Here is a 25,114-nt window from a genome sequence, read left to right on the forward strand (position 1 = left end):
TGACGCCCGCCGGCCCTTCGGCCGCGGACAGGGCAGCGGCCCTGCTGGGTGCCGCCGAGGCATCCGAACCGGCGGTCGCCGAATGATGGGGATGCGATGAACGCCCTGATCGCTGCCGCCTTTTCGCGCGCGCGGACCATGATCCTGATCATGGTCGCGCTGATCGCGTCGGGCTTTCTGGCCTATGTGACGATCCCCAAGGAGTCGATGCCCCAGATCGACATCCCGATCTTCATCGTCAACGTCACCTATAGCGGCGTCAGCGCCGAGGATGCCGCCAAGCTGTTGGCCGAACCGATCGAGCGTCAGGTCAACTCGCTGGACGGGTTGAGGCGCATGGAGACCGTCGCCAGCGAAGGCTTTGCGACGGTGACCCTGGAATTCGTGCCGGGCTTTGATCAGGACACTGCGCTCCAGTCCGTCAAGGACGCCGTGGATGACGCGGGCCCCGACATCCCGCCCGCTGCCGACGGTCCTTTCGTGCGCGAAGTGGACATGTCCACCTTTCCGATCCTGACGGTCGCCCTTTCCGGCCAGGTTCCCGAACGCGACCTGATCCGGCTTGGCCGCCAGCTCAGCGACCGCATCGAGACCGTCAGCGGCGTCCTGCAGGCCGACCTGACGGGCGAGCGTGAAGACCAGCTCGAGATCCTGATCGATCCGCTGGCGATGGAAACCTATGGCATCTCTCCGGGGCAGTTGTCGCAGGCGGTGCAGGCCAACAACCAGTTGATCGCGGCGGGGTCCTTTGACACGGGCGCCGGGCGCCTAGGGGTTTCGATTCCCGGCACCGTGGTGCGCCTGGACGAGATCATGTCGATCCCGGTGCTGGTGGACGGACCGACCGTGCTGCGCGTGCAGGACTTGGCCGAGGTGCGCCAGACCTTCAAGGACCCGACCAGCTTTGCCCGCATCGACGGGCAGCCTGCGCTGGCCATTGATGTGCGCAAATCCGCCGGGGCCAACGTGATCGACACGGTCGAGGCCGTGCGCGCCATCGTGGACGAGACGACCGCCGACTGGCCGCAGCAGGTGTCCGTGGTCTTCATGAACGACCAGTCCGAGGAAATGCGCGACCTTTTGTCGGACCTGCAGAACAACGTCATTGCCGCGGTCGTGCTGGTGATGCTGGTCACGGTCCTGTTTCTGGGGGTGCGGGCATCGCTCTTGGTGGCCGTGGCGATCCCGGGTTCGTTCCTGGGCGGCATCCTGATCATCTGGGCGCTTGGCTTCACGCTGAACGTCATTGTCCTGTTCGCGCTGATCCTCGTGGTGGGCATGCTGGTCGATGGCGCCATTGTCGTGGTCGAATTGGGCGAACGTCTGATTGCCAAGGGTCACGGCAAGGTGGAGGCGTTCCGCATGGCCGCACAGCGCATGGCCTGGCCCATCATCGCATCGACCGCCACGACGCTGGCCGTGTTCTTTCCGCTGCTGTTCTGGCCGGGGCTTGCGGGACAGTTCATGTTCTACCTGCCTGCCACGATGATCGCGACGCTGCTGATGTCGCTGGTCATGGCGCTGATCTTCGTCCCGGTTTCGGGCACGATCCTGGGAGGCGGCGGCGAAGGCTTTTCGCCCGAACCTGACATGGACGACGTGCCCTCGTTCATGAACCGCTTTTCCGGCTGGACCATTGCCCGTCCCGGCACGACGCTGGGGATGTCGATCCTGGCACTGCTGGTCGTGTTCTATGCCTATGGCCAGTTGGGGCGCGGCGTCGAGTTCTTTCCCGAAACCGATGCCGAACGGGCCCAGGTGCAGATCACGGCGAACGGCAACCTGTCGGTGCGGGAAAGCGATCAACTGGTGCGGCTGATCGAAAGCCGGCTGGTCGGGTTCGAAGGGCTCGAACGGGTCTATGCCCGGACCATCGGCTCGGTCGAGGAGCGGGTGCGCTCCAGCCTGTCCAGCGACGTGATCGGTCAGATCCAGGTCGAGTTCACCGACTGGCGCCAGCGCGAGGGGTCGGATCAGATCATCGAGAAGATGCGGCAGGCCACGGCCCAGGTGCCCGGCCTCGGCATCCAGATCGAGGCTGCGGCCTCGGGTCCCGGCGCCTCGCGGCCGGTGCAGATCGAGGTTTCGGCCACGGACCGCGCGCAACTGCAGGCGGCGGCCGAGCAGGTCGAGCGCCTGATGGTCGAAATGGGCAGCTTTGTCGATATCGCCAATGACACGCCGCGTCCCAATCCCGAGATCCGGCTGGTCGTGGACCGGGAAGAATCGGCCCGCTATGGCGTGGACATGAACACCATCGGGACGGCCGTCCAACTGCTGACAACTGGCGTCAATCTCGGTACCTATCTGCCCGATTTCGCCAATGACGAGGTGGATATCGCGCTGCGCTACCCGCCGGATCAGCGCAACCTGGAAAACCTGTCCTCGCTGCGCGTGGCGGTGCCGTCGGGGCAGGTGCCCATTTCGAACGTTGTTCAGATCGTGCCGGCCCCGGCACCGGCAGCCATCACCCGGATCCAGTCGCGCGAAACCCAGACCCTGACTGCCGATCTTGCGCCCGGCACCACGCTGCAGACCGAACTGGACCGCATCGGCGCGGCCATCGATCAGGCCGACCTGCCCGAAGGCGTCGAGGTGTCGTTCGGAGGAGAGATCGAGGATCAGGCCGAGGCGATGACGTTCCTGGCAGGTGCCTTTGTTGCGGCCATCTTCCTGATGTTCACGATCCTGCTGATCCAGATGAACAGCTTCTATCAGGCCTTCCTCGTGCTGACCGCGATCATCTTTTCGGTCGCGGGCGTCTTTCTCGGACTGATGATCCGGCAAGAGGCCTTTTCCATCGTGATGAGCGGGATCGGAATCATGGCCCTTGCCGGGGTCGTCGTGAACAACAATATCGTGCTGATCGATGCCTATAACGAACATCGCGATGCGGGGCTGGATCCCGACCGCGCCGCCCGCCGCGCCGCCGCTGAACGGTTCCGCCCGGTCATCCTGACAGCCACGACGACGGTGATCGGCCTGTTGCCGATGGTGCTGGGCATGACCATCGACTTTGTCGGCCGGGACCTGTTCTTCGGCGCGCCTTCGGGTCAGTTCTGGATCCAGCTGTCCACGGGCATCGCAGGCGGCTTGGTCGTGGCGACCATCGTGACCCTGTTGCTGACGCCGACACTGCTGGCCTGGGACGGCCGCAGGCGCCTGCGCCGCAAGAAAAGGAAGACAAGAAAGCCTCGGGTGCAGCCCGCCGAGTGACCGGCGGGCCGCCGTTCACGCAGTCTCAGTCGAAGGCGCGGTCCGTGACGGTCGATACCCATGCCCCTTCCGGTGCGGCCGAAATTACAGGGTCCGAGCCCCCCGACAGCAGCGTGTCCACAGTGCGCTGGTAATCGGCCTCGTCCAGCGTTCCGTCCGATCCTTCCAGAAGCTTCGCGATCTCGGTCACCATGCGCGTCTGATGCTCCAGCGTCTGCGCGCCGGTTTCGTCATTTTCCAGAACAATCTCGGCGGCTTCCTCGGGATTTTCGGCCGCATATTGCCAGCCACGCATGCTGGCGCGCACGAAGGCGGCAAGATCGGTGACCTTCTGGTCGTCCTTCAGCGTTTCCTCGAGAACATACAGGCCATCCTCCAGCGTCGCGACCCCCTGATCCTCGTACTTGAAGGTGACCAGATCATCCTCGGACAGTCCCGCGTCCAGCACCTGTCCATACTCGTTATAGGTCATGGTGCTGATGCAGGCCGCCTGTTTCTGCAGCAGAGGATCGACGTTGAAGCCTTGCTTCAGCACCGTCACACCGTCAGGACCACCCTCGGTCGACAGGCCAAGCGTGTTCATCCAGGACAGGAAGGGATATTCGTTCCCTGCGAACCAGACCCCCAGCGTCTTTCCCGCGAAGTCGGTGGCAGGATCGGTGATGCCGCTTTCTTTCAGGCAGGTCAGCATCATCCCTGACGACTTGAAGGGCTGGGCGATGTTCACCAGAGGCAGGCCCTTTTCACGGGCCGCCAGCGCGGCGGGCATCCATTCGACGATCACGTCCGCACCGCCGCCGGCCAAGACCTGCGTCGGCGCGATGTCGGGTCCCCCCGGCAGGATGGTCACATCCAGACCTTCTTCTTCATAAAAACCTTTGTCCTGCGCCACGTAATAGCCGGCAAACTGGGCCTGCGTGACCCATTTCAGCTGCAGGGTCAGTTCGTTGGCCTGTGCCGCTCCGCCCATCAGCGCAAGCGCCGCAACACCCGTCATCAGTCGTGTCATTCCGTTACTCTCCTGTTGGGGGCATGGCCCCAGTCACTTGCGCTGCGACGGGTGCCAGAACGTCACCTTCTTTTCGATCAGCGCAACAAGTCCATAGAACAGCGTCCCCGCCAAGGCCGCCACGACGATCTCGGCCCAGACCAGCGGCAGGTCCAGCCGCCCCACGGCGGTCGAGATGCGAAAGCCCATGCCGCGCGTCGGGCTGCCGAAAAATTCGGCCACGATGGCGCCGATCAGCGCCAGTGTCGTGGTGACCTTGAGCCCGTTGAACAGGAAGGGCATCGCGGCCGGCAGGCGCAGTTTCCACAAGGCGGCGCCATAAGGGGCAGCCCAGCTGGCCATGAGGTCGCGCTGCATCGCGTCCGTGGCGGCAAGACCCGCGACCATGTTAACCAGGATTGGGAAAAAGACCATCACCACGACCACCGCGGCTTTCGATTGCCAGTCGAAGCCGAACCACATGACCAGGATCGGCGCGATTCCGACAATGGGCAGGGCCGCGACAAAGTTGCCGATCGGCAGCAGACCGCGCTGCAGGAAAGGGCTGCGATCGATGGCGATGGCTGTGATGGTGGCTGCGGCCGCGCCGATCAGCCAACCGGTCAGCGCGCCTCTCAGGATCGTCTGGACGAAATCGGTCCAAAGGATGCCGGTGTTCGCGACAAAACTGGCAGCGATCCGGCTGGGGGCAGGGAGGATGACGGTGGGAACCGCATAGATCCGGACAATCATCTCCCACAGCAGGATGATCGTGGCGCCAAAGATGACGGCTACCAGGGTGCGGGACAGTCGCGTATCGAAGCGGGCCAGCCACATGTTCAGCGCCCAGCCGCCCAGCCAGACACCTAGGATCGGCAGCGCATTCATCGGGCCAGGCCCATGCGACCGAGGACCGCCCGCTCGATCCACCCGATGGGGGCGACCAAGGCGGCGGCGAGGATCGCGGCTGCGAACAAGGCGGACCAGATCTGCACCGTTTGTCCGTAATAGCTGCCCGACAGCAGTCGTGCGCCCAGACCTGCCGTGGCCCCGGCAGGCAGTTCGCCCACGATCGTGCCCACCAGTGCAGCCGCGATGGCCACCTTGAGGCTGGCGAACAGATAGGGCAGCGACGAGGGCAGGCGCAGGCGGGCAAAGACCTGTCCCCGGCTGGCGCTCCAGGAGCGCATCAGGTCCAGTTGCATGGCATCGGGTGTCCGCAAGCCCTTTACCATGCCGACCAGCACGGGGAAAAAGCTCAGCCAGGCTGCGATCAGCGCCTTGGGCAACAGTCCCGTGATGCCCGCGCTGGCCATGACCACGATGACCATGGGTGCGATCGCCAGGATCGGCACGGTCTGGCTGGCCACGGCCCAGGGCATCACCGACTGGTCCATGCTGCGGCTGTGGACGATCCCGGCTGCCAGCAGGATGCCTGCGGCGGTTCCGATGGCAAAGCCTGCCAGTGTCGCGGACAGTGTCACCCAGGCATGCCAGACAAGGCTGCGGCGTGAGGTGATCGCCTGTCCGGCCACTCCTTCCCACAGTCCGGCGGCAACCTGGTGCGGGGCAGGCAAAACAGGGCGTTCCTGCGTCAGGGTACGTGCCACCAGATCCGGCAGCGTCAGCTCGATCCCAGCGCGGGCGGACTGGTCCCGTTCCCATGCCGCGTTCATGCGGATCGCGCCGGCGTACCAGATCGCGACAATGACCAGCAGCACCGTCAGGATCGGCAGCAGGTCCCCCTTGGGCAGGCGGAAACGTCGCGCGACAGGAGCGTTCAACACCGCGTCAGTCATCGCCATGCCCTTCCCGGAGGCCTTCGCGGACCTCATGGGCAAGCGCGATGAATTCAGGCGTGTCGCGGATGTCCAACGGGCGGTCCAGCGGCAGGGGGCTGTCGATGACCTTTGTGATCCGTCCGGGACGCGGTGACATGACCACGATCCTTGTCGACAGATAGACCGCCTCGGGGATGGAGTGGGTGACAAAGCCGATGGTCTTGCCGGTTTTGCGCCACAGGGCCAGCAGCGCCTCGTTCAGGCGGTCGCGCACGATCTCGTCCAGCGCCCCGAAAGGCTCGTCCATCAGCAGGATGTCGGCGTCAAAGGCCAAGGCACGGGCGATGCTGGCCCGTTGCTGCATGCCGCCCGACAACTGCCAGGGGAACTTGCCGCCAAACCCCGACAGTTCGACCAGATCCATGACATGGGCGATCCTTGCGCGGCGTTCTGCCTGGGAAAAGCCCATGATCTCCAGCGGCAGCGAGATGTTTCCCGCAATCGTGCGCCACGGGTAAAGTCCGGGCGCCTGAAAGACATATCCATAGGCGCGCGCCCGGCGTGCCGTGTCGGGATCGGTCCCGTTGACCTGCAGGCGGCCGCCGGTGGGTGTTTCCAACGCCGCGATGCTGCGCAGAAAGGTCGTCTTTCCGCGGCCGGACGGGCCGATGAAGCTGACGAAATCGCCCGGTTGGATGCTCAGGTTCACATCCTTGAGCGCATGGACCGGGCCATCGGCGGTTTGAAAGGTCAGGCTGACATTCTGGGCTTCGATGACGCTCAAGTCAGACACCGCTTGCCGGAATGCCTGAACGCTCGACCGGTCGGGGCGAGCTCAGCGCCTTCCAGGCCGACAATGCGCGGTTCACGGTGCCGCGCGGTTCGCGCGCCACGAATTTGCCGTGACCTTCGCGGCTGTCGACCTTGCCCTCGGTCACCGCGACGGCGCCGCGCGTCAGGGTGAACCGCGGCAGGCCCTTGACCGTCTGGCCCTCGAACACGTTGTAGTCGATGGCGGACTGCTGGCGACCGGCGGTGATGGTCTTTTCCGCCTCGGGGTCCCAGACCACCAGGTCGGCATCGCTTCCCACCAGAACCGCCCCTTTGCGCGGATACATCCCCAGGATCTTGGCGATGTTGGTCGAGGTGACGGACACGAACTCGTTCGGGGTCAGTCGTCCGGTCCCGACACCGTGCGTCCACAGCATCGGCATCCGATCCTCCAGACCGCCGGTGCCGTTCGGGATCCTGGTGAAATCGCCGACGCCGTGCCGCTTCTGCTGGGTGGTGAAGGCGCAGTGGTCGGTCGCCACGACCGACAGGCTGCCCGATTGCAGGCCGGCCCACAGGCTGTTCTGGTGCAGCTTGTTGCGGAAGGGCGGCGACATGACACGCCGCGCGGCATGGTCCCAGTCGGAGTTGAAGTATTCGCTTTCGTCCAGTGTCAGATGCTGGATCAGCGGCTCTCCCCAGACGCGCTTGCCCTGGCTGCGCGCCCGGCGGATCGCCTCGTGGCTGTCCTCGCAGCTGACATGGACGACATACAGCGGCACCCCTGCCATGTCGGCCACCATGATGGCACGGTTGGTCGCCTCGCCCTCGACCTGCGGTGGGCGGGAATAGGCATGGGCCTCGGGTCCGGTATTCCCTTCGGCCAGCAGACGCGCGGACAGTTCCGCCACGACATCACCGTTCTCGGCATGAACCATCGCGATGCCGCCCAGGTCGCCGACACGCCGGAACGAGGCGAACAATTCGTCGTCGTTCACCATCAGCGCGCCCTTGTAGGCCATGAAATGCTTGAAGCTGGTGATGCCGCGATCGACGATCGCCTGCATCTCGTCGAAAACCTGTTCGCCCCACCATGTGACGGCCATGTGATAGCTGTAGTCGCAATGCGCGCGGCCCGACTTGTTGTCCCACATCTGCAGCGCGTCCAGCAGGCCCTGACCAGGCGAGGGCAGGGCGAAATCCACCACCATCGTCGTGCCGCCTGCCAGTGCCGCGCGCGTCCCGCTTTCGAAATCATCGGCGGAATAGGTGCCCATGAAGGGCATCTCCAGATGCGTGTGCGGGTCGATGCCGCCCGGCATCACGAGGCAACCCGTCGCATCCAGCACCTCGTCCCCGACCAGGCCATGGCCGATGGCTGCGATGCGGCCTTCCTCGATCAGCACATCCGCCTCGTAGCTCAGATCCGCCGTGACAACCGTCCCGCCCCTGATGACCGTGCTCATCGTTACGCCTCTTCTTTGTGAAACAATCCTGCAGAAGGATCCTCTCGGCAGGATCCTTGTCCGTGTCAGCGGACAACTTCGGCGGCATCGAGGACCGCATGCAAGAGAACATCCGTCCCGGCTGCGGCCCAGCCCTGGGTGATCTCCTCGGCCTCGTTATGGCTCAGGCCACCCACGCAGGGGCACATGATCATCACCGTCGGAGCGACCTTGGCAATCCAGCAGGCGTCGTGCCCTGCGCCCGACACGATGTCCAGGTGGCTGAGCCCAAGGCGTTCCGCCGCCTGCCGCACGCTGTCCACAAGAGCCGGATCGAACGTCACCGGATCGAAGTGGCCGACCGGTTCGATCTGGATCCCAAGGCCGAGATCCGCGGCGATGCCGGCGGCTTCCTCTTCCAATTGCTCGCGCATTGATGTCAGCTTGCCCAGATCCGGCGAACGGAAATCCACGGTGAAGACGGCGCGGCCGGGAATGACGTTCCGGCTGTTCGGCCAGACATTGGCCTGGCCTACCGCGCCCACGGCGTCGGGCTGGTGTTCCATCGCGATCCGGTGCACGGCCTCGATGATGCGCGCCATGCCCAGGCCCGCATTCACCCGCATGTGCATCGGCGTGCTGCCCGTATGCGCGTCCTTGCCCGTCAGCGTCACCTGCAGCCACCACAAGCCCTGTCCATGGGTGACCACGCCGATCTGCTTGCCCTCGGCTTCCAGGATCGGGCCCTGCTCGATATGGTATTCGAACATCGCATGGATCCGGCGCGCGCCCGGCACCTCGTCGCCACGCCAGCCGATGCGGTCCAGTTCGTCACCGAAGCGCTTTCCGTCGGCATCCGTGCGGCTGTTGGCATAGTCCTCGGTCAGCACGCCGGCGAAAACGCCCGAAGCCAGCATCGCGGGCGCAAAGCGGGCGCCTTCCTCATTGGTCCAGTTCGTGACGACAATGGGACGACGGGTTCGGATGCCGAGGTCGCGGACCGAGCGCACGACCTCCAGCCCCGCCAGAACGCCCAGTACGCCGTCGTACTTGCCACCCGTCGGCTGCGTGTCCAGATGGCTGCCGATATAGATCGGGTCCGCGTCAGGCTCGGCGCCTTCGTGTCGCATGAACATATTGCCCATGCGGTCCAACCCCATGCTCATGCCCGCGTCTTCGCACCAGGACTGGAACAGGCGGCGACCCTCGGCATCGGCGTCTGTCAGGGTCTGGCGGTTGTTGCCGCCCGCGATCCCCGGCCCGACCTGTGCCATCTGCATCAGGCTGTCCCACAGCCGGTCGCCGTCCACCTTCATGTTGGCAGCCGTCATCACGGCGCTCTGGTCGCTCATTTGTTGTCCTTCCTGTCTGGCCGCCCCGTTCTGATGCAGGGTCGGCTTGATCGGCGTGGCGGCCTCAGGCCGCGGTTTTCAGCACGTCGCCCAATGTTCCGATCAACTGGTCAATCTGATCCTTTGAAATGATCAGCGGCGGCGACATGGCGATGATATCGCCCGTGACGCGGATCAGGATGCCCGCCTCGAAGGCCTTGACGAAGATGTCGAAGCCACGCTTGCCGGGCTGCCCCTCGATCGAGGCCAGTTCGACGGCCCCGATCAGGCCCATGTTGCGAATATCGACCACATGGGGATGATCATTGAGCCCGTGCAGGGCCTCCTGCCAGTGGGTTTCCAGATCGGCCGCCCGCGTCAGCAGGCCCTCCTCGGCATAGGTGTCCAGCGTGGCGATGGCTGCCGCACAGCTGATCGGATTGCCCGAATAGGTATAGCCATGGAACAGTTCGATCATGTGTTCGGGGCCCTGCATGAAGGCGTCATGGATCTGGGCCGAGGCCAGAACGGCACCCATCGGGATCACGCCGTTGGTCAGACCTTTGGCGCAGGTGATCATGTCGGGCACGACACCGAAGTGCTGGGCGGCGAAGGGGCTGCCGAGGCGGCCAAAGCCGGTGATGACCTCGTCAAAGATCAAAAGAATGCCATGTTTGCGCGTGATGTCGCGCAGGCGCTGCAGGTACCCTTTTGGGGGCATCAGGACGCCTGTCGAGCCTGCCATGGGCTCCACGATCACGGCAGCGATGGTCTCGGCTCCGTGCAGGGCGACCAGACGCTCCAGTTCGTCGGCAAGATGGGCACCGTGCTTGGGCTGACCCTTGGTCATGCGGTTTTCCGGCAGATGCGTGTGGGGCAGGTGGTCGACACCCGCCAGCAACGTACCGAAATGGCGGCGGTTGTTGACGATGCCGCCGACCGAGATGCCGCCGAAGCCGACGCCATGATAGCCGCGTTCGCGCCCGATCAGTCGGGTGCGCGCCGCGTCGCCGCGGGCGCGGTGATAAGCCAGCGCGATCTTCAGCGCCGTGTCCACCGCCTCGGAGCCCGAGTTGCAATAGAACACGTGATCCATCCCGTCCGGCGCGACATCGACGAGGCGGTTGGCCAGTTCAAATGCCAGCGGGTGACCCATCTGGAAGGCCGGCGCGTAATCCAGTTCACCGACCTGGGCCTGCACCGCTTCGGTGATTCTGGGACGGCAGTGACCCGCGTTGCAGCACCAGAGGCCTGCTGTCCCGTCCAGGATCTGCCGACCGTCGGCCGAGGTGTAATGCATGTCCTTTGACGCGACCAGCATCCGGGGCGCCGACTTGAACTGCCGGTTTGCCGTGAAGGGCATCCAGAAAGCATTCAGGTCGTTGGGTGCGGGCTTGCGATCAAGGGGCATGGGAAGGAACCTCATGGTTTATTGACCAAACGGTCAGGATCACGCTAGCACGAGCCCAATGCCAGTCAAGCGTCCTGACGGATGGACTGCCAAATCCTTGGGCACTGCCCGATTTTGGATCATGCGCCCGGGAGGTGTGATGACAGACACGAATGCTGCCCCCCTGACGCGAATCCAGCAAAAGAACCGCGACCTGATCCTGCAGGGCGCACTGGACGCGTTTTCGGCCAACGGCTTTCGCGGCGCGACGATCGACCAGATCGCACGCGCTTCCGGACTGTCCAAACCCAATGTCCTTTACTATTTCAGTTCCAAGGATGAGCTCCACAAGGCGCTTCTGACGACGCTGCTGGACATGTGGCTGGCACCCATGCAGCAGATCGATCCCGATGGCGATCCTTTGCACGAAGTTCTCGGATACGTGCAGGCAAAGCTTCTCATGTCGCGCGATTTCCCGCGCGAAAGTCGCTTATTTGCCTATGAAATCCTTCAAGGGGCGCCGCACCTGACGCAGGTTCTGGGCGGCGGGTTGCGCGACATCGTGGACCGGACGGTCGATGTCCTGAACCGATGGATGGACCAGGGTTTGTTGGCCCGGGTCGACCCGCGGCACCTGATCTTCTCGATCTGGTCGATGACGCAGCATTATGCCGATTTTGAAATCCAGGTGCGGGCCGTTCTGGGCCGAGGACGTGATCCGTTCGAGGAGGGAGCGTGCTTTCTGGACGATCTTTATCGCAAGTTGCTGACGCCCTGATCTGTCGGTTTGTCCAGCATCTCGGCTGCCACGAGGATCAATGACAGGTTTTCGTGGGCTGCGGCGATGAAATCGGTCCTGAGACCGGCCGTCCAATCCTTCGTCGCGGCATTGGTCGCGGCAACGATGGCGGCGGCCAAGATCTCGACCACCCGCTCGTCCGTGCCCGGCATGCGACGATGCAGCAGGGCCCTCATCTGGGCGCGCCTTGCCAGCATCGCACTGTTGCGCAGGGCTTCCAGCTTCACGTCGCTTTCGCTGAGCGCGAGGATATGGCGCAGCATGTCCCGTTCACCCAGAAACCGCGTCAGATGCGCCTGGATCAGCACGGAAAGATCGTCGATCAGGCGCCCCCTTCCGTTTGTGAAGATTTCGGATGCTTCGGGTGGATAATCGGGCGGCGGGCCCATGAGGGCCGCCTCTTTGTAGGGGTAGTAGTTGAAGAACGTGCGCGTGCTGACACCGGCATGTCGCGCGATCGCTTCGGTCGTGACATTGGCCAAACCATCACGAACCGACAGTTCGACTGCTGCGGCCTGAATCTTCTTTGCGGTACGGAAACGGCGCGTGTGTTGCAGGCTCATTCAGTTCCGATCTTCAGGCCAAGGTGAAAGGCAAACCCAGTCAAGGCTCGCGATCCTTTCGCATGGCAAAAAACGCCGCCCCCCGCAAGGTGGACAGCGTTTTTGCATAGCATCGTCTCAAGGTCTGTCAGCTGCCCCAAGCACGGACGGGCCCGCAATCCATGTGGACAAAATTCGAGCGGCTGTAGCGGCCGACGCCACCTGCCCGGCAGGCCACGGCCGCCTGGTACATCTGCCCGACGGAACGCGACTTGAGGCGCAGGTCCGCTGCCTTGCCGGTCATGTGCAGCGAGTTTTGTGCCACACCACTGGACTGGCGCCGCAACATCGCATTCGTGCGCGGCGAGCGATAGCCCGACAGCATCATGTAAGGTTCGTTTGTCTGCATCAGACGCGCGGAAGCGGCGGCCACGTCGATCGTGCGCGGGTCGATGCCGATCACTTCGCCGGTGCGCCAGTCGCGCATGAAGATGTTGACCTCGTTCAGGGCTTCGCGAATGTACTTGCCGTCCACCCAGTAAACCGTGTCGAGGCTTTCGCCAGTCCGGCCGGAATACATCCGGACACGTCGCATGTCACCCGCGCCGCGAAGAAACCCGAAGGCATTGGCCATCACCGGCGCCGCCACAACGCTTGTTGCCGCAAAGGCACCAAGGAGGCCGCGACGGGAGATAAGGTCCATTGTCATGTCAGATCGCCTGTCCTGCTTCGTTTTTTAAAGCCCGCGACGCGTCGCGGCATGTCGTGGTTTATCCCCGACTTGTTAACATTATGTCAAAACATGGTGCGCGCCGAAACAGATTCGACGCATCACGGTTCCACTAACAGAGTTTTCGGCAGCTTTTCGCCTAAACCTTCGGTTGTGGTAAACAGGTTTCAATGCTGTGTCCGAAAGGCAACGTGCCGGATTTGTCTGTGTGCTCAACGGCCTATGATATAGCCTGCACACGCTGATCGTGCAACAAGAGGCCCTGGAAGATGAGGTGTGTCATGACTGCAAGGCGGTTTGGATCCATTCTGGCGGTCGTGCTGGGAATGGCGGGGGCGAGTATGCCCACTTCCTTGATGTCACAGGACCATGCCGGAGCCGTGATCGCGGCCGCGGCGCCGCGGCTTCATTTCACGCCTGCCCAGATGGAATTGGCGCGTGCGGTGGCCGATGATCCCGATCTTGCGGCCTTTTACGGCACGAACGGCCTCAGCACGATCTTTCTGGGCGAGAACGAGGCCCCGTTGCGGGCCGCACTTCGCGCTGCCATCATGGAGATGCCGCGCCATGGCATCCCTTCATCGCGCTATGCCCCTGACACTTTGTCAGATGCGGCAGATCGCCTGAGCGATGAATTGGCCCATGCACGCCAGGCCGCCCGTCTGCTGCGCGATCTGACCGGCGGAGTCCTGACACCCTCGCATGCCGACCCCGAGATCAAGCGTATCGTCAAGCGCCCGTCCATCCCCGATCTGCTGTCGCGCCTGCAGCACGAGACCGATCCCGGCCACGTTTTTGCCGAGGCTGCGCCACGGCATCCGGCCTATCTTGCGCTGCAGACGGCGCTGAACGGGCCGGCAGAACTGGCCGTGCCCGCTGGTCTGCCTTTTGCACCCGAGAGTGTGTGGCATGTCGGCGACCGCGGTGAGGGGGTACACACCCTGCGCACCCGGCTGACGGCGATCGGCTTCGGTGCGGAACCGGCCGGTGATGCCGCAGTTTACGACGCCGCGTTGTCACAGGCTGTTGCCCGATATCAGCAGGCCGCAGGGCTGCCCGACGATGGTGTGGCCGGCCCCCGCACCATTGCCATGCTGAACGGCGACGGCCTTTCGGGTCAGCAGGCCCGGCAGCGTGCCATCCTGGTCGCGATGGAGCGGTTGCGCTGGATGCGCGGCGAGGACCTGTCGGCGCGGCATGTGTGGGTCAATATCCCTGAGTTCACCACGATCATTGTCGAGAACGGGCAGGAGGTGTTCCGCACCCGCAGCGTGATTGGCAAGGACACGGCCGAAATGCGCACGCCGGAATTTTCGGAGCGGATGTCGAACCTGGTGGTCAACCCCAGCTGGAACGTTCCCCGCTCGATCACGGTGCGGGATTACCTGCCCAAGCTGCAGGGCAACCGGCATGCCTTGTCGCATCTGGAGGTGGTGGACAAAGCCGGGCGTGTGGTGGCACGGGATGGCGTGGACTTTTCCCGTTTCACGGCGGCAAATTTCCCCTATCGCCTGCGCCAGAAGCCCAGTGACGACAATGCCCTGGGTATCGTCAAGTTCATCTTTCCGAACCCTTGGAACATCTATCTGCACGACACGCCGACCAAGCATCTGTTCGGCAACAGCGTGCGGGCCTACTCGAATGGCTGCATCCGCATCGGCGATCCGGTCGATCTGGCCCATGCCCTGTTGTCGGTGCAAAGCGATGATCCTGCCGGCGTCTTTCAAAGGGCGCGCGACAGCGGGCGCGAAACCTGGGTGTCCCTGCGGCCCGCAGTGCCGGTGCATTTGGTCTATTTCACGGCATGGCCGGACGCGCAGGGCCGCGTGCGCCTGTTCGACGACATCTATGGCCGTGATGCACGGGTCTGGCACGCCTTGGAGGCCGAGGGTGTGGGTGCACCCGCGCGGTTGTGACCGGATCGCATCCGCTTGGGCTGGCAGGATGGGTCCAAACAAGTTAAGTGCCTGACCGAAAGGGGGCATCATGACCGTGACGATGGAAGAGCTGGCGCGGGCTCTGGACGCGCGCAGTTGGGGCGACCTGACCATCCGGGTAACCGGAGCGGGCGAACCCTCTGCGGTCGAACCCGTGGGCGCCGACGGCGGACGCATCGCTTTGGCCATGGCTCCGAAATATGCGGATGACCTGCGTCCCGGCAGCATCGCGATCCTGGCCGAAGGCATGGATCCTGAACGCTATGGTTTGAAGGCAGCGATCTTCGCGCCCCGCCCGCGGCTGGTGATGGCAGGATTGACGCGCGCATTCGATCCGGGTCCCGACATCGCCCCCGGCATTCATCCGACTGCCGTGATCGATCCGACAGCCCAGGTGGGAGAGGGGGCAGCCGTTGCACCCTTTGTCGTGATCGGTGCAGGGGTCTTTATCGGTGCGCGTGCCCGGATCGGCGCTCATGTCAGCATCGGGCGTGGCAGCCGGATCGGGACGGATGCGATCCTGCACCCAGGGGTCCGCATCGCCCATGGCGTTACAGCCGGCGACCGCCTGATCGTCCAGCCCAATGCCTCGATCGGGGGCGACGGGTTTTCCTTTGTCACGCCGGAAGAGTCGGGGATCGAGGAGATCCGCCGCACCTTGGGCGAGCGGGCGCAGATCAAGGCGCAACACTGGACACGCATCCATTCCTTGGGCGGTGTCGAGTTGGGCGACGATGTAGAAATCGGCGCCAGTGCCACGATCGACCGCGGAACGATCAGGGCCACCAGCATTGGATCCGGGACCAAGATCGACAACCTGGTGCAACTGGGCCACAATGTGGTGGTGGGGCAAGACTGCCTGCTTTGCGGTCTCGTGGGCGTTGCAGGCTCCAGCCGGATCGGTGACCGGGTGGTGCTGGCAGGGCAGGTCGGTGTGTCGGACAACATCCAGATCGGCGATGATGTCATCGCCGGTGGGGCCACCAAGATCTTTACCCGCGTTCCTGCAGGCCGCGTGATTCTGGGCAATCCGGCCGTAAGGATGGAAACGCAGATGGAAATCCAGAAGGCGATGCGGCGCCTGCCGCGTTTTGCGCAACAGCTGTCAAAACTTCAGGAAACCGTTACACGCCTGTTGGAAAAGAACTAGGCAGGAGGCGATATGACAAACGATATCAAGGACCGTATCCGGACGATCATTGCCGAACAGGCCATGCTTGAACCCGCCGAGGTCACCGACGAGGCCACCCCAGAGGATCTGGGCATCGACAGCCTTGGCCTGGTGGAATCCATCTTCGCGCTTGAAGAAGAGTTCGACATCTCCATCCCCTTCAATGCCAACGAACCTGACAAGTCGGATTTCGACATTTCGAACATGGGCACCATCATGGCCGCGGTCGAGCGTCTGGTCGCGGAAAAGGCCGGATGAGCAGCACCAGGAAAGATGCCGGATCTGATCCTGTCCACGCTTCGGCCCTTGTCGATGCCGGCGTTGCGGCCCCGGTGACCGTGGCCCGCCCTCAGGCCGACGACCGCCGCGGCCTGCGCCGGGTTGTCATCACGGGTGCAGGAACCATCAACGCACTTGGCCATGACGTGTCCTCGACCATGGAAGCGTTTCGCGAAGGCCGATGCGGAATCACCCAGCTCGATTTCCGCGACGTCGAACGCTTGTCGATCCAGATCGGTGCGCAGGTTCACGACTGGACGCCTGAAACCTACTTCAACCGGCAGCAGATCCTTCTATATGACAAGTTCACGCAGTTCACGCTGCTGGCCGCCAAGCAGGCGGTCGGGCAATCCGGCCTGAACTTCGAAGGCGCGCTTGGCCTCAGGGCAGGAGTCATTCTGGGAACGGCTGGCGGCGGGCTGAACACTTGGGACGAGAACTATCGCGCCGTCTACGAGGAAGGCAAGAACCGCGTTCATCCGTTCGTTGTCCCCAAGCTGATGAACAATGCCGCAGCCAGCCATGTCAGCATGGAGTTCGGGCTGCGCGGTGCGGCCTTCACTGTTGCCACAGCCTGTGCCAGTTCGAACCATGCGATGGGGCTGGCGTTCCAGATGGTGCGCTCGGGCGCAGCGGACGTAATGCTGTCCGGCGGCTCTGAGGCGATGCTTTGCTTTGGCGGGGTCAAGGCCTGGGAAGGGCTGCGCGTCATGTCCAAGGACGCTTGCCGGCCCTTCAGTGCCAACAGAAACGGGATGGTTCAGGGCGAAGGCGCAGGCGTCTTTGTCTTCGAGGATTATGAGCACGCCCGTGGGCGCGGCGCGGAGATCCTGGCGGAAGTGGTGGGATTTGCGATGTCCTCGGATGCGCAGGACATCGTCATGCCTTCAGCACAGGGGGCCGAGCGCGCCATTACCGGGGCCCTGCGGGACGCGGCACTGAACCCGGACGAGATCGGTTATATCAATGCCCACGGCACCGGCACGGCGGCCAATGACAAGACCGAATGCGCCGCCGTCGCGCATGCCTTCGGGCACCATGCGGACCGCCTGATGATGTCATCCACCAAGTCGATGCATGGCCATCTGATCGGCGGCACGGGCGCGGTTGAGCTGCTGGCCTGCATCATGGCGCTGCGTGACGGCATCATTGCGCCCACCATCGGCTATCAGGAACCGGATCCGGAATGCGGCCTTGATGTCGTTCCGAACGAAGCGCGCGAAGCCAAGGTCGATGCCGTGCTGTCGAATGCCTTTGCCTTCGGCGGCCTGAACGCGGTGATTGCCCTGCGTCGCGTCTGAAGATGGGCTTGGTGAAAACCGCGCCGATGGCGCGGTTTTCGTGTTTGATCTGTTATTCAGCCGGTGTTTCGGCAGGCTCTTCCGGCGTCGCGTTGTCGGCCTCCGGGGCCGGAGCATTCGAATAGGCAGTCAGTTCGTCAAAGGCAGCCGTGAAGCCTGCCAGCGACATGCCCAGTTCAACGGGATTCTGCTTGTCCCCGCCAAAGGGCAGCAACTGGACGGTAGCCCGGCTGCCGCGCTTCATCGCGGCCAGTTCCGCGTCCGTGAAACCAAGGCGCGACACGCAACCGACCGGAGCACAGAAGCTGAACGGATAGCCGCGCACTTCGCCATTGTCGACTTGGAAGCCCAAGCCTTCGATCAAGTCCGTCTCCAGGGGGGCGACCAGAGTTGCGCCCGCCGCCACGTTGCCGTTCGACAAGGGGATCAACGTCAGTTCCGCGACCGCGTTGTCATCTTCATCCGTCAGCAGCTTGTACATTTCGCAGGGATCCTTGCCCTGACCGGCCCGAATGCAGCGGATGGTCCAGTCACCATGCTCGGACAGCGCATAATAGCTGCCCGGTTGTTCGGGTGCTTCTGCGGCGGCTTCGGCACCTGAGTCGGCATCGGCGGCAGGGGCGGTTGCTTGAGCATCGGTCGTACCGGGCGCCGGAGTTGTCGCATCCTCCTCGGCCGGTGCCTGCTGTTCAGCGGTCGGTGCATTGGCAGGCGCTGTTTCCCCTGGCTGCGGGACAGGTTGCGCGGTTGCCGGAGCTTCAGGTTGGCTCTGCGGGGCTGCGTTGTCCTGCGCAAAGGCCGGGGCTGTCATCAGCGCCAGAACGGCCGCCAATGCATAGGAGGGTTTTATGGACATGGTCGTTTTTTCCCTTTGCTCAAAGCATTGAACGGGAACTAACACGCCCTGTGAAGCTTGTCAGGTGGCGGTGCCGCCGGCTTTGCTTCACCTTGGCTTGACCGGCTTCGCGAGCACCTCGTATTGGCGGGCTTCCGCCCAGCGCAATTTAATAAGGCCGCAGCTTTCGCTACGGCCCCTTGACGCTCTGCGTCTGCTCCCTGCCGGACTGGCCGGTCATCATTGAGCTGTACGCTAGTCTCATGGACGTGATCCGTCAACTGCAGACGCTTGGGCCCCCGGTCACAAAAACAGCGCACATCATAAGTGTTCAGTAAGGAAAATGTGCGACGCTCCAACCCGCGCTGCATGCGTGAAGACTTCACCATGATGGATGACACCCTGTTTCTGCCATCCTGCAATGTTACCAGTGCAGCTGGCAGTAGAGGGACTCGTCGGCATGAAGAGAGGGAGCGCTGGCCGGGAAACCTGTTTCCTTCTGCACCCTGTCTGTTTGGATGAAGAGGCATCGATAGGCGTGGAAAACAAAGCGTGGCGGACGCTTCCGTTGGCATGTGTCTGGGCTGCTGATGTTCAGGAAGTTCCTTGATCAGCGTAAATCGTTCCGGCCTTGCCTGCAGAGTCACTGCAAATGAACCAGAACGGTAAAAGCTAGATGTGGATGCGACGCCCGGGGAGGTCTCAGGGCGACCGCGTCGATATGTTCCTTGCATCCTATGTACCACGCATCGCGAGACTTACGCGAGAGCGCGCTTTGTTCGGTATTCTCCTCCATGAATCCCCAAAGGTGTTCACGATGTTACTGCGCCAGCGCCAAGGGAACCTGTTCGGTAGCGGCACGCATTTCGGCCAGAATGGCGATCATCAGAAGCACATGCCTCTTCACGTCGTAATCTGCCATTTGTGCCACACGAAGATCGTTCTGAATTTCCTCCTCGGCCCGCAGGCGGGGCAGCGCGGTACCCGGCAATGGGCATCGGTCGAGATGCAGGAGGCGCGTCAGATCGCGGTCCCGCTTCCAGCCCCTTTGGCCTTCACGGGCCGCGCGGATCATCATGGACGGCCGATGCAAACCTTGCTTGGCCGGGCGGCGGCGAAAAATGACGATGTTCGAGGTGGTGGCCACGGCGGGTCTCCTTGTTGGCGGGTAATGGCACATTCACACAACCTTAAGGAGTGTTGCCAAATCGGCCTTCGCACCGCCCGCCGGAGCAATATTTCTTTAGGAATTGTTAGGGAATGTTGCGGCTATGTGCAGAAACAGCCTGTTTACCGCAGGCACGGAAACCAACCCAGGGTAGTCATCTGCCGGGCTGCCCGAGGACGACAAGGGACCTGACATGACCATATTGACCGGTGAATTCGCCATCGATTCGACCGTTGCGGAGCACCGATCGCAAGAACTGCATCAGGCATCCGCGGCGGACGATCTGACGGAAGATGCAGCTCTTTACCTGCGGCATGTCGAGCAGGGTGAGTCTATTCGTGCCCTGGCCCGCGAAGTCGGATGTCATGCCTCGACGATCCTCCGCAGGATCCGCCGTTTCGAAGCCCGGCGCGACGATCCGCTTGTTGATGGGGCTCTTGCGCCTGAAAAGATGCGCGCGAACCCGATGGATGAACGGCAGGCGCTGCGTGTGCTCCGCCGACTGGCCGAACCAGGCGCCGTCATGGCTTCTGCGCCGACGATGGACAAGGCGATCGTGACGCGCGACGATATTCGCACTGCCGTTCTGGATCGAAGCCTGGCTGAGGTGATTGCCTTGAAGGGCTGGGTTGTTCAGACACGCCAAGGGGGCCGCATCCAACGCTATGTCATCGCTCCGGCAGGACGTGAAGCCTTGCGGGAGATGCTGCGCTCACCCCGGCAACGCGGCGCGGTTCCCGGGGCAGGTTCATTCGAGGATGCCGAGCCGGTTCATGGATCGGAGCCGGTCACGGGGATGGCCGAGGCGCCCGCAACCTTCGACCATGCCGAGCGTCATCGCGTCTGGGATGATCGGGTGATCGAGGACCCCGAGGATGGCCGCCGTCGTCAGGCGCGGGTCAATATTGCCGAAAGTCCGCTTCTGGTGCTGGCGCGGCGGCGTGATCAGCAAGGGCAGCCCTTTCTGACGCCAGGAATGGTCGTGGCCGGTGAGCGCCTGCGCGAGGATTTCGAACTGGCGCAGATGGGTCCGCGGGTGACGCAGAACTGGGACGGTTTCATGACCGCGGGCATTGATGTGTCGCGTCATGGTTCAGGCTATCGCGGCGGCTCGGAGTCTGCGCGCGATCGTGTGGCACTCGCGCTTCGCGAGCTGGGGCCCGGCTTGGGCGATGTTGTTCTTCGGGTATGCTGCTTTCTTGAAGGCATCGAACTGACCGAGCGACGGCTTGGCTGGTCGGCCCGCTCGGGAAAGATCGTGCTGCGGCTGGCATTGATGAGACTGGAGCGCCATTACACCGAAACCTACGGCGCGGGCAGCCCGTTGATCGGATGAACCGATGGCTGAAACGTCTGCCGGAATACCGGCAGACGTTGTCTGATCGTGATCAGCCCTGCGGCGTCAGGGTGCCGTTGCGCTGCTGGATCATCATGAACGTGTCGAATGTATATTCGGCCGTCTGCTGATACAGATACCAGTCGTCGCGGAACTGCAGCATCGCCTCGTACTGCTTCTTGAACGATTCATTTTCAGCGGACAGTTCGGCATATACCTCCTGGGAGGCGTTATAGGCGGCAGTCAGCACCTCTTCGCTGAACGAACGCAACTGAGCGCCTGAAGCGACCAGTTCCTTCAATGCCGTCGGGTTCTTCATGTCGTACTTGGCCAGCATGTTCTGGTCCACCGCCTGACAGGCCGTGCGGAACAGCGATTTGTAGTTTTCGGGTAACTGGTCCCACTGCCCCTTGTTGACAAAGAAGTGGACGGTCGGGCCACCCTCCCAGAAGCCGGGATAGTAATAATAGGGAGCGACCTTCTGGAAGCCCAGCTTGGCATCATCATAAGGTCCGACAAATTCGGCCGCATCAATGGTCCCACGCTCCAGCGCAGGATAGATGTCGCCGCCGGCGATCTGCTGCGGCACCACACCCAGACGTTCCAGCACGCGACCTGCGAGACCTGCAATCCGCAGCTTCAGGCCCTGCATGTCCTGAAGGCTGTTGATCTCCTTGCGATACCATCCGCCCATCTGGGTGCCGGTGTTGCCACCTGGATAACCGACCAGATTGTATTGTTCGAGGAATTCGTTGTAGTTCTCGTTGCCGCCGCCGTGATAGTTGTAGGCAGTCTTGGACCGGGCCGAGAAGGTGAAGGGAAGGTCCGCGCCACAGGCAAAGGCCGGATCCTTGCCCCAGTTGTAATAACCGACGGAGTGGGCACATTCCACCGTGCCGTCAGTGGTGGCGTTGATTGCATCAAGGCCGGGCACGATCTCGCCCGCGGAAAAGACCTGGATCTGGAAACGTCCGTCCGTGGCCTCGTTCAGCCGGCCCGCCAGATCGTCGGCACCGCCGAAGATCGTGTCCAGGGACTTGGGAAAGCTGGATGCCAGACGCCAGTTGACCTGCGGAGCCTCTTGCGCGATGGCGGGGGCCGCCAGAACGCCGCCTGCGGCCGCGGCTGCGCCACCCACCGTGGCCCTTGTCAGAAAGGACCTGCGGCCCAGCTTGTTCGTTTCGTTCATTCGTATCTCCCTGCATCCGGGTCGGATGGCCCCCTCGGTCCGATTGAACCCGCCCGGCATGGGCCGCAGTTTAGCCCCAGTTCCACATCTGTCGAGTGTCGAGAGGCCGGGAGGCGGGAAAAAACCACAACGGCAGCAGGTTCATGGCTGCCTCGGCCGGTTTGGCCGCCGCTTCGGATTGTGAGCGCGAAAACGCCGCGTTATTGGAAGTGACTGGCTTGGATGATCGGGGGGTGCGCGCGATGCGGATAGAGGATTGGCAGCCGGATCTCGTCGCACATTCCGGACCGAAATTCCGTGCATTGGCCAACGCATTGCGTGAAGCGGCGCGTTCGGGCGACCTGGCACCCGGCACCCGCCTGCCGCCGATGCGCGATCTGGCCTGGAGGCTGAAGGTGACAACAGGCACGGTTGCACGCGCCTATCAGGTTGCCGCCGCCGAAGGGGTTGTCGAAAGCCATGTCGGACGTGGCAGCTTCATCGCGACGCCTCGCCCACGGCCGCCTGTGCCCCAACCATTGCTGTATGAAAGCCTTGATGCACCTGCCTGTACGGATGGTCCTGTCGATCTGCGCATTCCCCATCTGCCCGATTGCGGCCAGGCATCCGTGATCGGCCGACACCTGGCGGCGCTGGCACAGGACCTGCCCGTGGATGTGCTGGACTATACCCCGCTCAGCCGTGATCTGGATTGTCGGCAGGCACTGCTGCGCTGGATGTCGGTCCGCTCGTTGGGGACGATCGCTGAAGGGGATCTGGTGCTGACTCATGGCGGTCAGCACGCAATCACCTTGATCATGGCGCTGTGCCTCGCCGACCAGCCCGCCAAGGTGATGGCCGAGGCGCTGACCTATCCCGGGATGCGTCATGCCGCGCGCCTCCTGCGGGCCGAAACCCTGCCAATCGCATTGGACGAGAAGGGCATGCGGCCGGACGATCTGGATCGTGTGGCGCGCCAATCGGGCGCGCGCCTGGTCTGCCTGACGCCCTCGGCCCAGAACCCGACAATGGCAGGCATGGATGTAGAACGGCGCGAGAAGATCGTTGCCGTGGCACGTCATCATGACCTGCAGATCATCGAGGATGAGTGCTATGCCCCCAACCCCTCGGCCGATGCGCCGCCCAGCCTGCGCGCGCTGGCACCGGAACGGGTCTGGTATGTCGCAAGCCTGTCCAAGATCATCGCGGCAGGCTTGCGGTTCGGGATGCTGGTCTGTCCACAGGGGATGGGGCAGGCGGGTCGCGTGGCGGCGCAGCACAGCCATATGGGGCTGTCCCTGCCGATCACGGGGCTGGTCACGCGCCTGATGGCATCGGGCGACGCCGTGCGAATGGCGTCCGAAGTCAAGGAAAAGGTCGAGGATCGGCGCCTTCTGGCAATGGATCAACTGGCGGGGCTTGAACCGGTCAGCCGCGCCGGCGTTCCGATGCTGTGGCTGCCACTGCCGGAACCTTGGAAGGCCGAAGATTTCGTGGCGCGTGCAGCGGCCGGAGGGCTGATCGTGCGCCCGGCCTCGGACTTTGCCGCGGCGGGGCAGCCGGTGATAGAAGGGGTGCGCATCGCGCTGAATTGCCGGATGCCGCGGGAACGTCTGGCCCAAGCCTTGTCGCAACTGGGGCACTTGGCACGATCCGGCCCCGTTGCGGGGCCGGACTGAGGATGCCGTGGTTCAGCGCAGGATGCTGCGGCCCGCGTATTCGGCTGTGGCACCCAGCATTTCCTCGATACGGATCAGCTGATTGTATTTTGCCAACCGGTCCGAACGTGCCAGGGAACCGGTCTTGATCTGACCGCAGTTCGTGGCGACTGCCAGATCGGCGATCGTCGCATCCTCGGTTTCACCCGAACGGTGCGACATGACGCTGGTGAATCCGGCACGATCGGCCATGCGCACGGCATCCAGGGTTTCGGACAGCGTGCCGATCTGGTTGACCTTGACCAGCAGGCTGTTGCCGCAGCCCTTCTCGATGCCCTGCGCCAGACGCGTCGGATTGGTCACGAACAGGTCGTCGCCAACCAGTTGCACGCGATCGCCGAGACGGTCGGTCAACAGCTTCCAGCCGTCCCAGTCGTCCTCGGCGCAGCCATCCTCGATCGACAGGATCGGATAGCTGTCGCACAATGCCGCCAGGTAATCCACGTTCTCGGCGGCGGTCAGGGACTTGCCTTCGCCCTTCATCTCGTACTTGCCGTTCCTGAAGTACTCGGTCGACGCGCAGTCCAGCGCCAGCATGATGTCGTCGCCGGGCTTGTAGCCGGCCTTTTCGATGGCGCGCAGGATGAAATCGAGGGCATCGCGCGTGGACGACAGGTTCGGGGCAAAGCCGCCCTCGTCGCCGATCCCGGTCGAAAGGCCCGCAGCCGACAGTTCCTTTTTCAACGTGTGAAAGATTTCCGACCCCATGCGGACGGCCTCGCGGATGTTGTCCGCAGCGACTGGCATGATCATGAATTCCCGGATGTCGATCGGATTGTCGGCATGTTCGCCGCCATTGATGATGTTCATCATCGGAACGGGCAGGAGGTGCGCGGAAACGCCGCCGACATAGCGGTAGAGCGGGAGCCCGCGAGCGTCGGCCGCGGCCTTGGCGACGGCGAGGCTGACGCCGAGGATCGCGTTGGCGCCCAGCCGTGACTTGTCCGGCGTGCCGTCGAGGTCGATCAACCGCTGGTCGACCAGCCGCTGCTCGGAGGCCTCGGAGCCGACGAGCTCGGGGCCGATGACGTCGAGGACGCCGTCGACGGCCTGGGTCACGCCCTTGCCGTGGTAGCGGCTCCCGCCGTCGCGCAGCTCCACCGCCTCGAAGGCGCCGGTGGAGGCGCCGCTCGGGACCGCCGCCCGGGTGATCGTCCCGTCGTCGAGGGCTACCTCGACCTCCACGGTGGGGTTTCCGCGCGAGTCGA

At 63.4% G+C, this 25,114-nt stretch carries 21 protein-coding genes; 8 read left to right on the plus strand and 13 right to left on the minus strand.

The window, feature by feature from the left end; translation table 11 throughout:
* The first annotated feature begins 96 nt into the window (after positions 1 to 96).
* Positions 97 to 3,216 (plus strand): efflux RND transporter permease subunit, encoded by a 3,120-nt coding sequence (locus tag ACLHHB_RS05050; RefSeq protein ID WP_410217196.1) that lies wholly within the window; start codon positions 97 to 99, stop codon positions 3,214 to 3,216.
* 25 nt (positions 3,217 to 3,241) lie between these two features.
* Here ACLHHB_RS05050 and ACLHHB_RS05055 read toward each other — a convergent pair whose 3' ends face one another.
* From ACLHHB_RS05055 to ACLHHB_RS05085, 7 genes are all read right to left on the minus strand, one after another.
* Positions 3,242 to 4,225, minus strand: a complete 984-nt coding sequence (locus tag ACLHHB_RS05055; RefSeq protein WP_410217197.1) for an ABC transporter substrate-binding protein — start codon at positions 4,223 to 4,225, stop codon at positions 3,242 to 3,244.
* Between the two features lie 33 nt (positions 4,226 to 4,258).
* Positions 4,259 to 5,092, minus strand: a complete 834-nt coding sequence (locus ACLHHB_RS05060; protein ID WP_410217198.1) for an ABC transporter permease — start codon at positions 5,090 to 5,092, stop codon at positions 4,259 to 4,261.
* Positions 5,089 to 6,003, minus strand: coding sequence for an ABC transporter permease (locus ACLHHB_RS05065; RefSeq protein ID WP_410217199.1), 915 nt, complete (start codon positions 6,001 to 6,003; stop codon positions 5,089 to 5,091). The genes ACLHHB_RS05060 and ACLHHB_RS05065 overlap by 4 nt, the downstream gene beginning before the upstream one ends.
* Positions 5,996 to 6,769 carry an ABC transporter ATP-binding protein gene (locus ACLHHB_RS05070; RefSeq protein ID WP_410217200.1) on the minus strand — a complete coding sequence of 258 codons (774 nt, stop codon included), beginning with the start codon at positions 6,767 to 6,769 and terminating at the stop codon, positions 5,996 to 5,998. The genes ACLHHB_RS05065 and ACLHHB_RS05070 overlap by 8 nt, the downstream gene beginning before the upstream one ends.
* Before the next feature lies 1 nt (position 6,770).
* Positions 6,771 to 8,222 carry a dihydropyrimidinase gene (hydA, locus tag ACLHHB_RS05075; protein WP_410217201.1) on the minus strand — a complete coding sequence of 484 codons (1,452 nt, stop codon included), beginning with the start codon at positions 8,220 to 8,222 and terminating at the stop codon, positions 6,771 to 6,773.
* 65 nt (positions 8,223 to 8,287) lie between these two features.
* A complete protein-coding gene (locus ACLHHB_RS05080) occupies positions 8,288 to 9,553 on the minus strand; it encodes a Zn-dependent hydrolase (RefSeq protein WP_410217202.1) in 1,266 nt (421 codons plus the stop codon).
* Positions 9,554 to 9,617: 64 nt separating this feature from the next.
* Positions 9,618 to 10,943, minus strand: a complete 1,326-nt coding sequence (locus ACLHHB_RS05085) for an aspartate aminotransferase family protein (RefSeq protein ID WP_410217203.1) — start codon at positions 10,941 to 10,943, stop codon at positions 9,618 to 9,620.
* Between the two features lie 139 nt (positions 10,944 to 11,082).
* Here ACLHHB_RS05085 and ACLHHB_RS05090 point away from each other — a divergent pair, with 139 nt between their 5' ends.
* Entirely contained in the window at positions 11,083 to 11,700 is a 618-nt protein-coding gene (locus tag ACLHHB_RS05090) for a TetR family transcriptional regulator C-terminal domain-containing protein (RefSeq protein WP_410217204.1), read from the plus strand.
* On the opposite strand, the gene ACLHHB_RS05095 is transcribed toward ACLHHB_RS05090, so the two are convergent.
* A complete protein-coding gene (locus tag ACLHHB_RS05095; RefSeq protein WP_410217205.1) occupies positions 11,676 to 12,284 on the minus strand; it encodes a TetR/AcrR family transcriptional regulator in 609 nt (202 codons plus the stop codon). The genes ACLHHB_RS05090 and ACLHHB_RS05095 overlap by 25 nt on opposite strands.
* Positions 12,285 to 12,411: 127 nt before the next feature.
* Entirely contained in the window at positions 12,412 to 12,972 is a 561-nt protein-coding gene (locus ACLHHB_RS05100) for a YcbK family protein (RefSeq protein ID WP_410217206.1), read from the minus strand.
* Positions 12,973 to 13,274: 302 nt separating this feature from the next.
* Between ACLHHB_RS05100 and ACLHHB_RS05105 the strand changes: the two genes are divergently transcribed.
* The 4 genes from ACLHHB_RS05105 to ACLHHB_RS05120 all read left to right on the plus strand — a co-directional run bounded on the left by ACLHHB_RS05105 (position 13,275) and on the right by ACLHHB_RS05120 (position 17,681).
* Complete coding sequence (locus ACLHHB_RS05105) at positions 13,275 to 14,909, plus strand: murein L,D-transpeptidase (protein WP_410217207.1); 1,635 nt, start codon at positions 13,275 to 13,277, stop codon at positions 14,907 to 14,909.
* 70 nt (positions 14,910 to 14,979) lie between these two features.
* Positions 14,980 to 16,080 carry a UDP-3-O-(3-hydroxymyristoyl)glucosamine N-acyltransferase gene (gene lpxD / locus ACLHHB_RS05110; RefSeq protein WP_410217208.1) on the plus strand — a complete coding sequence of 367 codons (1,101 nt, stop codon included), beginning with the start codon at positions 14,980 to 14,982 and terminating at the stop codon, positions 16,078 to 16,080.
* Positions 16,081 to 16,092: 12 nt separating this feature from the next.
* Positions 16,093 to 16,359: an acyl carrier protein gene (locus ACLHHB_RS05115; RefSeq protein WP_410217209.1), complete on the plus strand. Its 267-nt coding sequence runs from the start codon at positions 16,093 to 16,095 to the stop codon at positions 16,357 to 16,359.
* Between the two features lie 113 nt (positions 16,360 to 16,472).
* Positions 16,473 to 17,681, plus strand: a complete 1,209-nt coding sequence (locus ACLHHB_RS05120) for a beta-ketoacyl-[acyl-carrier-protein] synthase family protein (protein WP_410217215.1) — start codon at positions 16,473 to 16,475, stop codon at positions 17,679 to 17,681.
* Positions 17,682 to 17,733: 52 nt separating this feature from the next.
* On the opposite strand, the gene ACLHHB_RS05125 is transcribed toward ACLHHB_RS05120, so the two are convergent.
* The gene (locus ACLHHB_RS05125) at positions 17,734 to 18,537 is read right to left on the minus strand and encodes an invasion associated locus B family protein (RefSeq protein ID WP_410217210.1); all 804 of its coding nucleotides are present in this window, start codon (positions 18,535 to 18,537) and stop codon (positions 17,734 to 17,736) included.
* Positions 18,538 to 19,336: 799 nt separating this feature from the next.
* Positions 19,337 to 19,663: a DUF6477 family protein gene (locus tag ACLHHB_RS05130; RefSeq protein ID WP_410217211.1), complete on the minus strand. Its 327-nt coding sequence runs from the start codon at positions 19,661 to 19,663 to the stop codon at positions 19,337 to 19,339.
* A 214-nt stretch (positions 19,664 to 19,877) separates the two neighbouring features.
* On the opposite strand from ACLHHB_RS05130, the gene ACLHHB_RS05135 reads away from it, so the two are divergent.
* Positions 19,878 to 21,020 (plus strand): DUF6456 domain-containing protein, encoded by a 1,143-nt coding sequence (locus tag ACLHHB_RS05135; RefSeq protein ID WP_410217212.1) that lies wholly within the window; start codon positions 19,878 to 19,880, stop codon positions 21,018 to 21,020.
* Between the two features lie 52 nt (positions 21,021 to 21,072).
* Here ACLHHB_RS05135 and ACLHHB_RS05140 read toward each other — a convergent pair whose 3' ends face one another.
* Complete coding sequence (locus ACLHHB_RS05140) at positions 21,073 to 22,191, minus strand: TRAP transporter substrate-binding protein (protein ID WP_410217216.1); 1,119 nt, start codon at positions 22,189 to 22,191, stop codon at positions 21,073 to 21,075.
* Between the two features lie 161 nt (positions 22,192 to 22,352).
* On the opposite strand from ACLHHB_RS05140, the gene ACLHHB_RS05145 reads away from it, so the two are divergent.
* The gene (locus tag ACLHHB_RS05145) at positions 22,353 to 23,867 is read left to right on the plus strand and encodes a PLP-dependent aminotransferase family protein (protein WP_410217213.1); all 1,515 of its coding nucleotides are present in this window, start codon (positions 22,353 to 22,355) and stop codon (positions 23,865 to 23,867) included.
* A gap of 12 nt (positions 23,868 to 23,879) precedes the next feature.
* Here the strand turns inward: ACLHHB_RS05145 and eno are convergent.
* Positions 23,880 to 25,114: phosphopyruvate hydratase (eno, locus tag ACLHHB_RS05150; protein ID WP_410217214.1), on the minus strand; the 1,235-nt coding region annotated here is incomplete at its 5' end.

The organism is Paracoccus sp. (in: a-proteobacteria) (assembly GCF_046462195.1).
In the GTDB taxonomy this organism is placed as follows: Bacteria; Pseudomonadota; Alphaproteobacteria; order Rhodobacterales; family Rhodobacteraceae; genus Paracoccus.

What these genes read in the sequence shown, in the direction of transcription:
- ACLHHB_RS05050 (WP_410217196.1), top strand. Translation starts at nt 97, where the DNA reads ATGAACGCCCTGATCGCTGCCGCCTTTTCGCGCGCGCGGACCATGATC.
- ACLHHB_RS05055 (WP_410217197.1), bottom strand. Translation starts at nt 4,225, where the DNA reads ATGACACGACTGATGACGGGTGTTGCGGCGCTTGCGCTGATGGGCGGA.
- ACLHHB_RS05060 (WP_410217198.1), bottom strand. Translation starts at nt 5,092, where the DNA reads ATGAATGCGCTGCCGATCCTAGGTGTCTGGCTGGGCGGCTGGGCGCTG.
- ACLHHB_RS05065 (WP_410217199.1), bottom strand. Translation starts at nt 6,003, where the DNA reads ATGACTGACGCGGTGTTGAACGCTCCTGTCGCGCGACGTTTCCGCCTG.
- hydA (WP_410217201.1), bottom strand. Translation starts at nt 8,222, where the DNA reads ATGAGCACGGTCATCAGGGGCGGGACGGTTGTCACGGCGGATCTGAGC.
- ACLHHB_RS05080 (WP_410217202.1), bottom strand. Translation starts at nt 9,553, where the DNA reads ATGAGCGACCAGAGCGCCGTGATGACGGCTGCCAACATGAAGGTGGAC.
- ACLHHB_RS05085 (WP_410217203.1), bottom strand. Translation starts at nt 10,943, where the DNA reads ATGCCCCTTGATCGCAAGCCCGCACCCAACGACCTGAATGCTTTCTGG.
- ACLHHB_RS05090 (WP_410217204.1), top strand. Translation starts at nt 11,083, where the DNA reads ATGACAGACACGAATGCTGCCCCCCTGACGCGAATCCAGCAAAAGAAC.
- ACLHHB_RS05095 (WP_410217205.1), bottom strand. Translation starts at nt 12,284, where the DNA reads ATGAGCCTGCAACACACGCGCCGTTTCCGTACCGCAAAGAAGATTCAG.
- ACLHHB_RS05100 (WP_410217206.1), bottom strand. Translation starts at nt 12,972, where the DNA reads ATGACAATGGACCTTATCTCCCGTCGCGGCCTCCTTGGTGCCTTTGCG.
- ACLHHB_RS05105 (WP_410217207.1), top strand. Translation starts at nt 13,275, where the DNA reads ATGACTGCAAGGCGGTTTGGATCCATTCTGGCGGTCGTGCTGGGAATG.
- lpxD (WP_410217208.1), top strand. Translation starts at nt 14,980, where the DNA reads ATGACCGTGACGATGGAAGAGCTGGCGCGGGCTCTGGACGCGCGCAGT.
- ACLHHB_RS05115 (WP_410217209.1), top strand. Translation starts at nt 16,093, where the DNA reads ATGACAAACGATATCAAGGACCGTATCCGGACGATCATTGCCGAACAG.
- ACLHHB_RS05125 (WP_410217210.1), bottom strand. Translation starts at nt 18,537, where the DNA reads ATGTCCATAAAACCCTCCTATGCATTGGCGGCCGTTCTGGCGCTGATG.
- ACLHHB_RS05135 (WP_410217212.1), top strand. Translation starts at nt 19,878, where the DNA reads ATGACCATATTGACCGGTGAATTCGCCATCGATTCGACCGTTGCGGAG.
- ACLHHB_RS05145 (WP_410217213.1), top strand. Translation starts at nt 22,353, where the DNA reads ATGGCTGCCTCGGCCGGTTTGGCCGCCGCTTCGGATTGTGAGCGCGAA.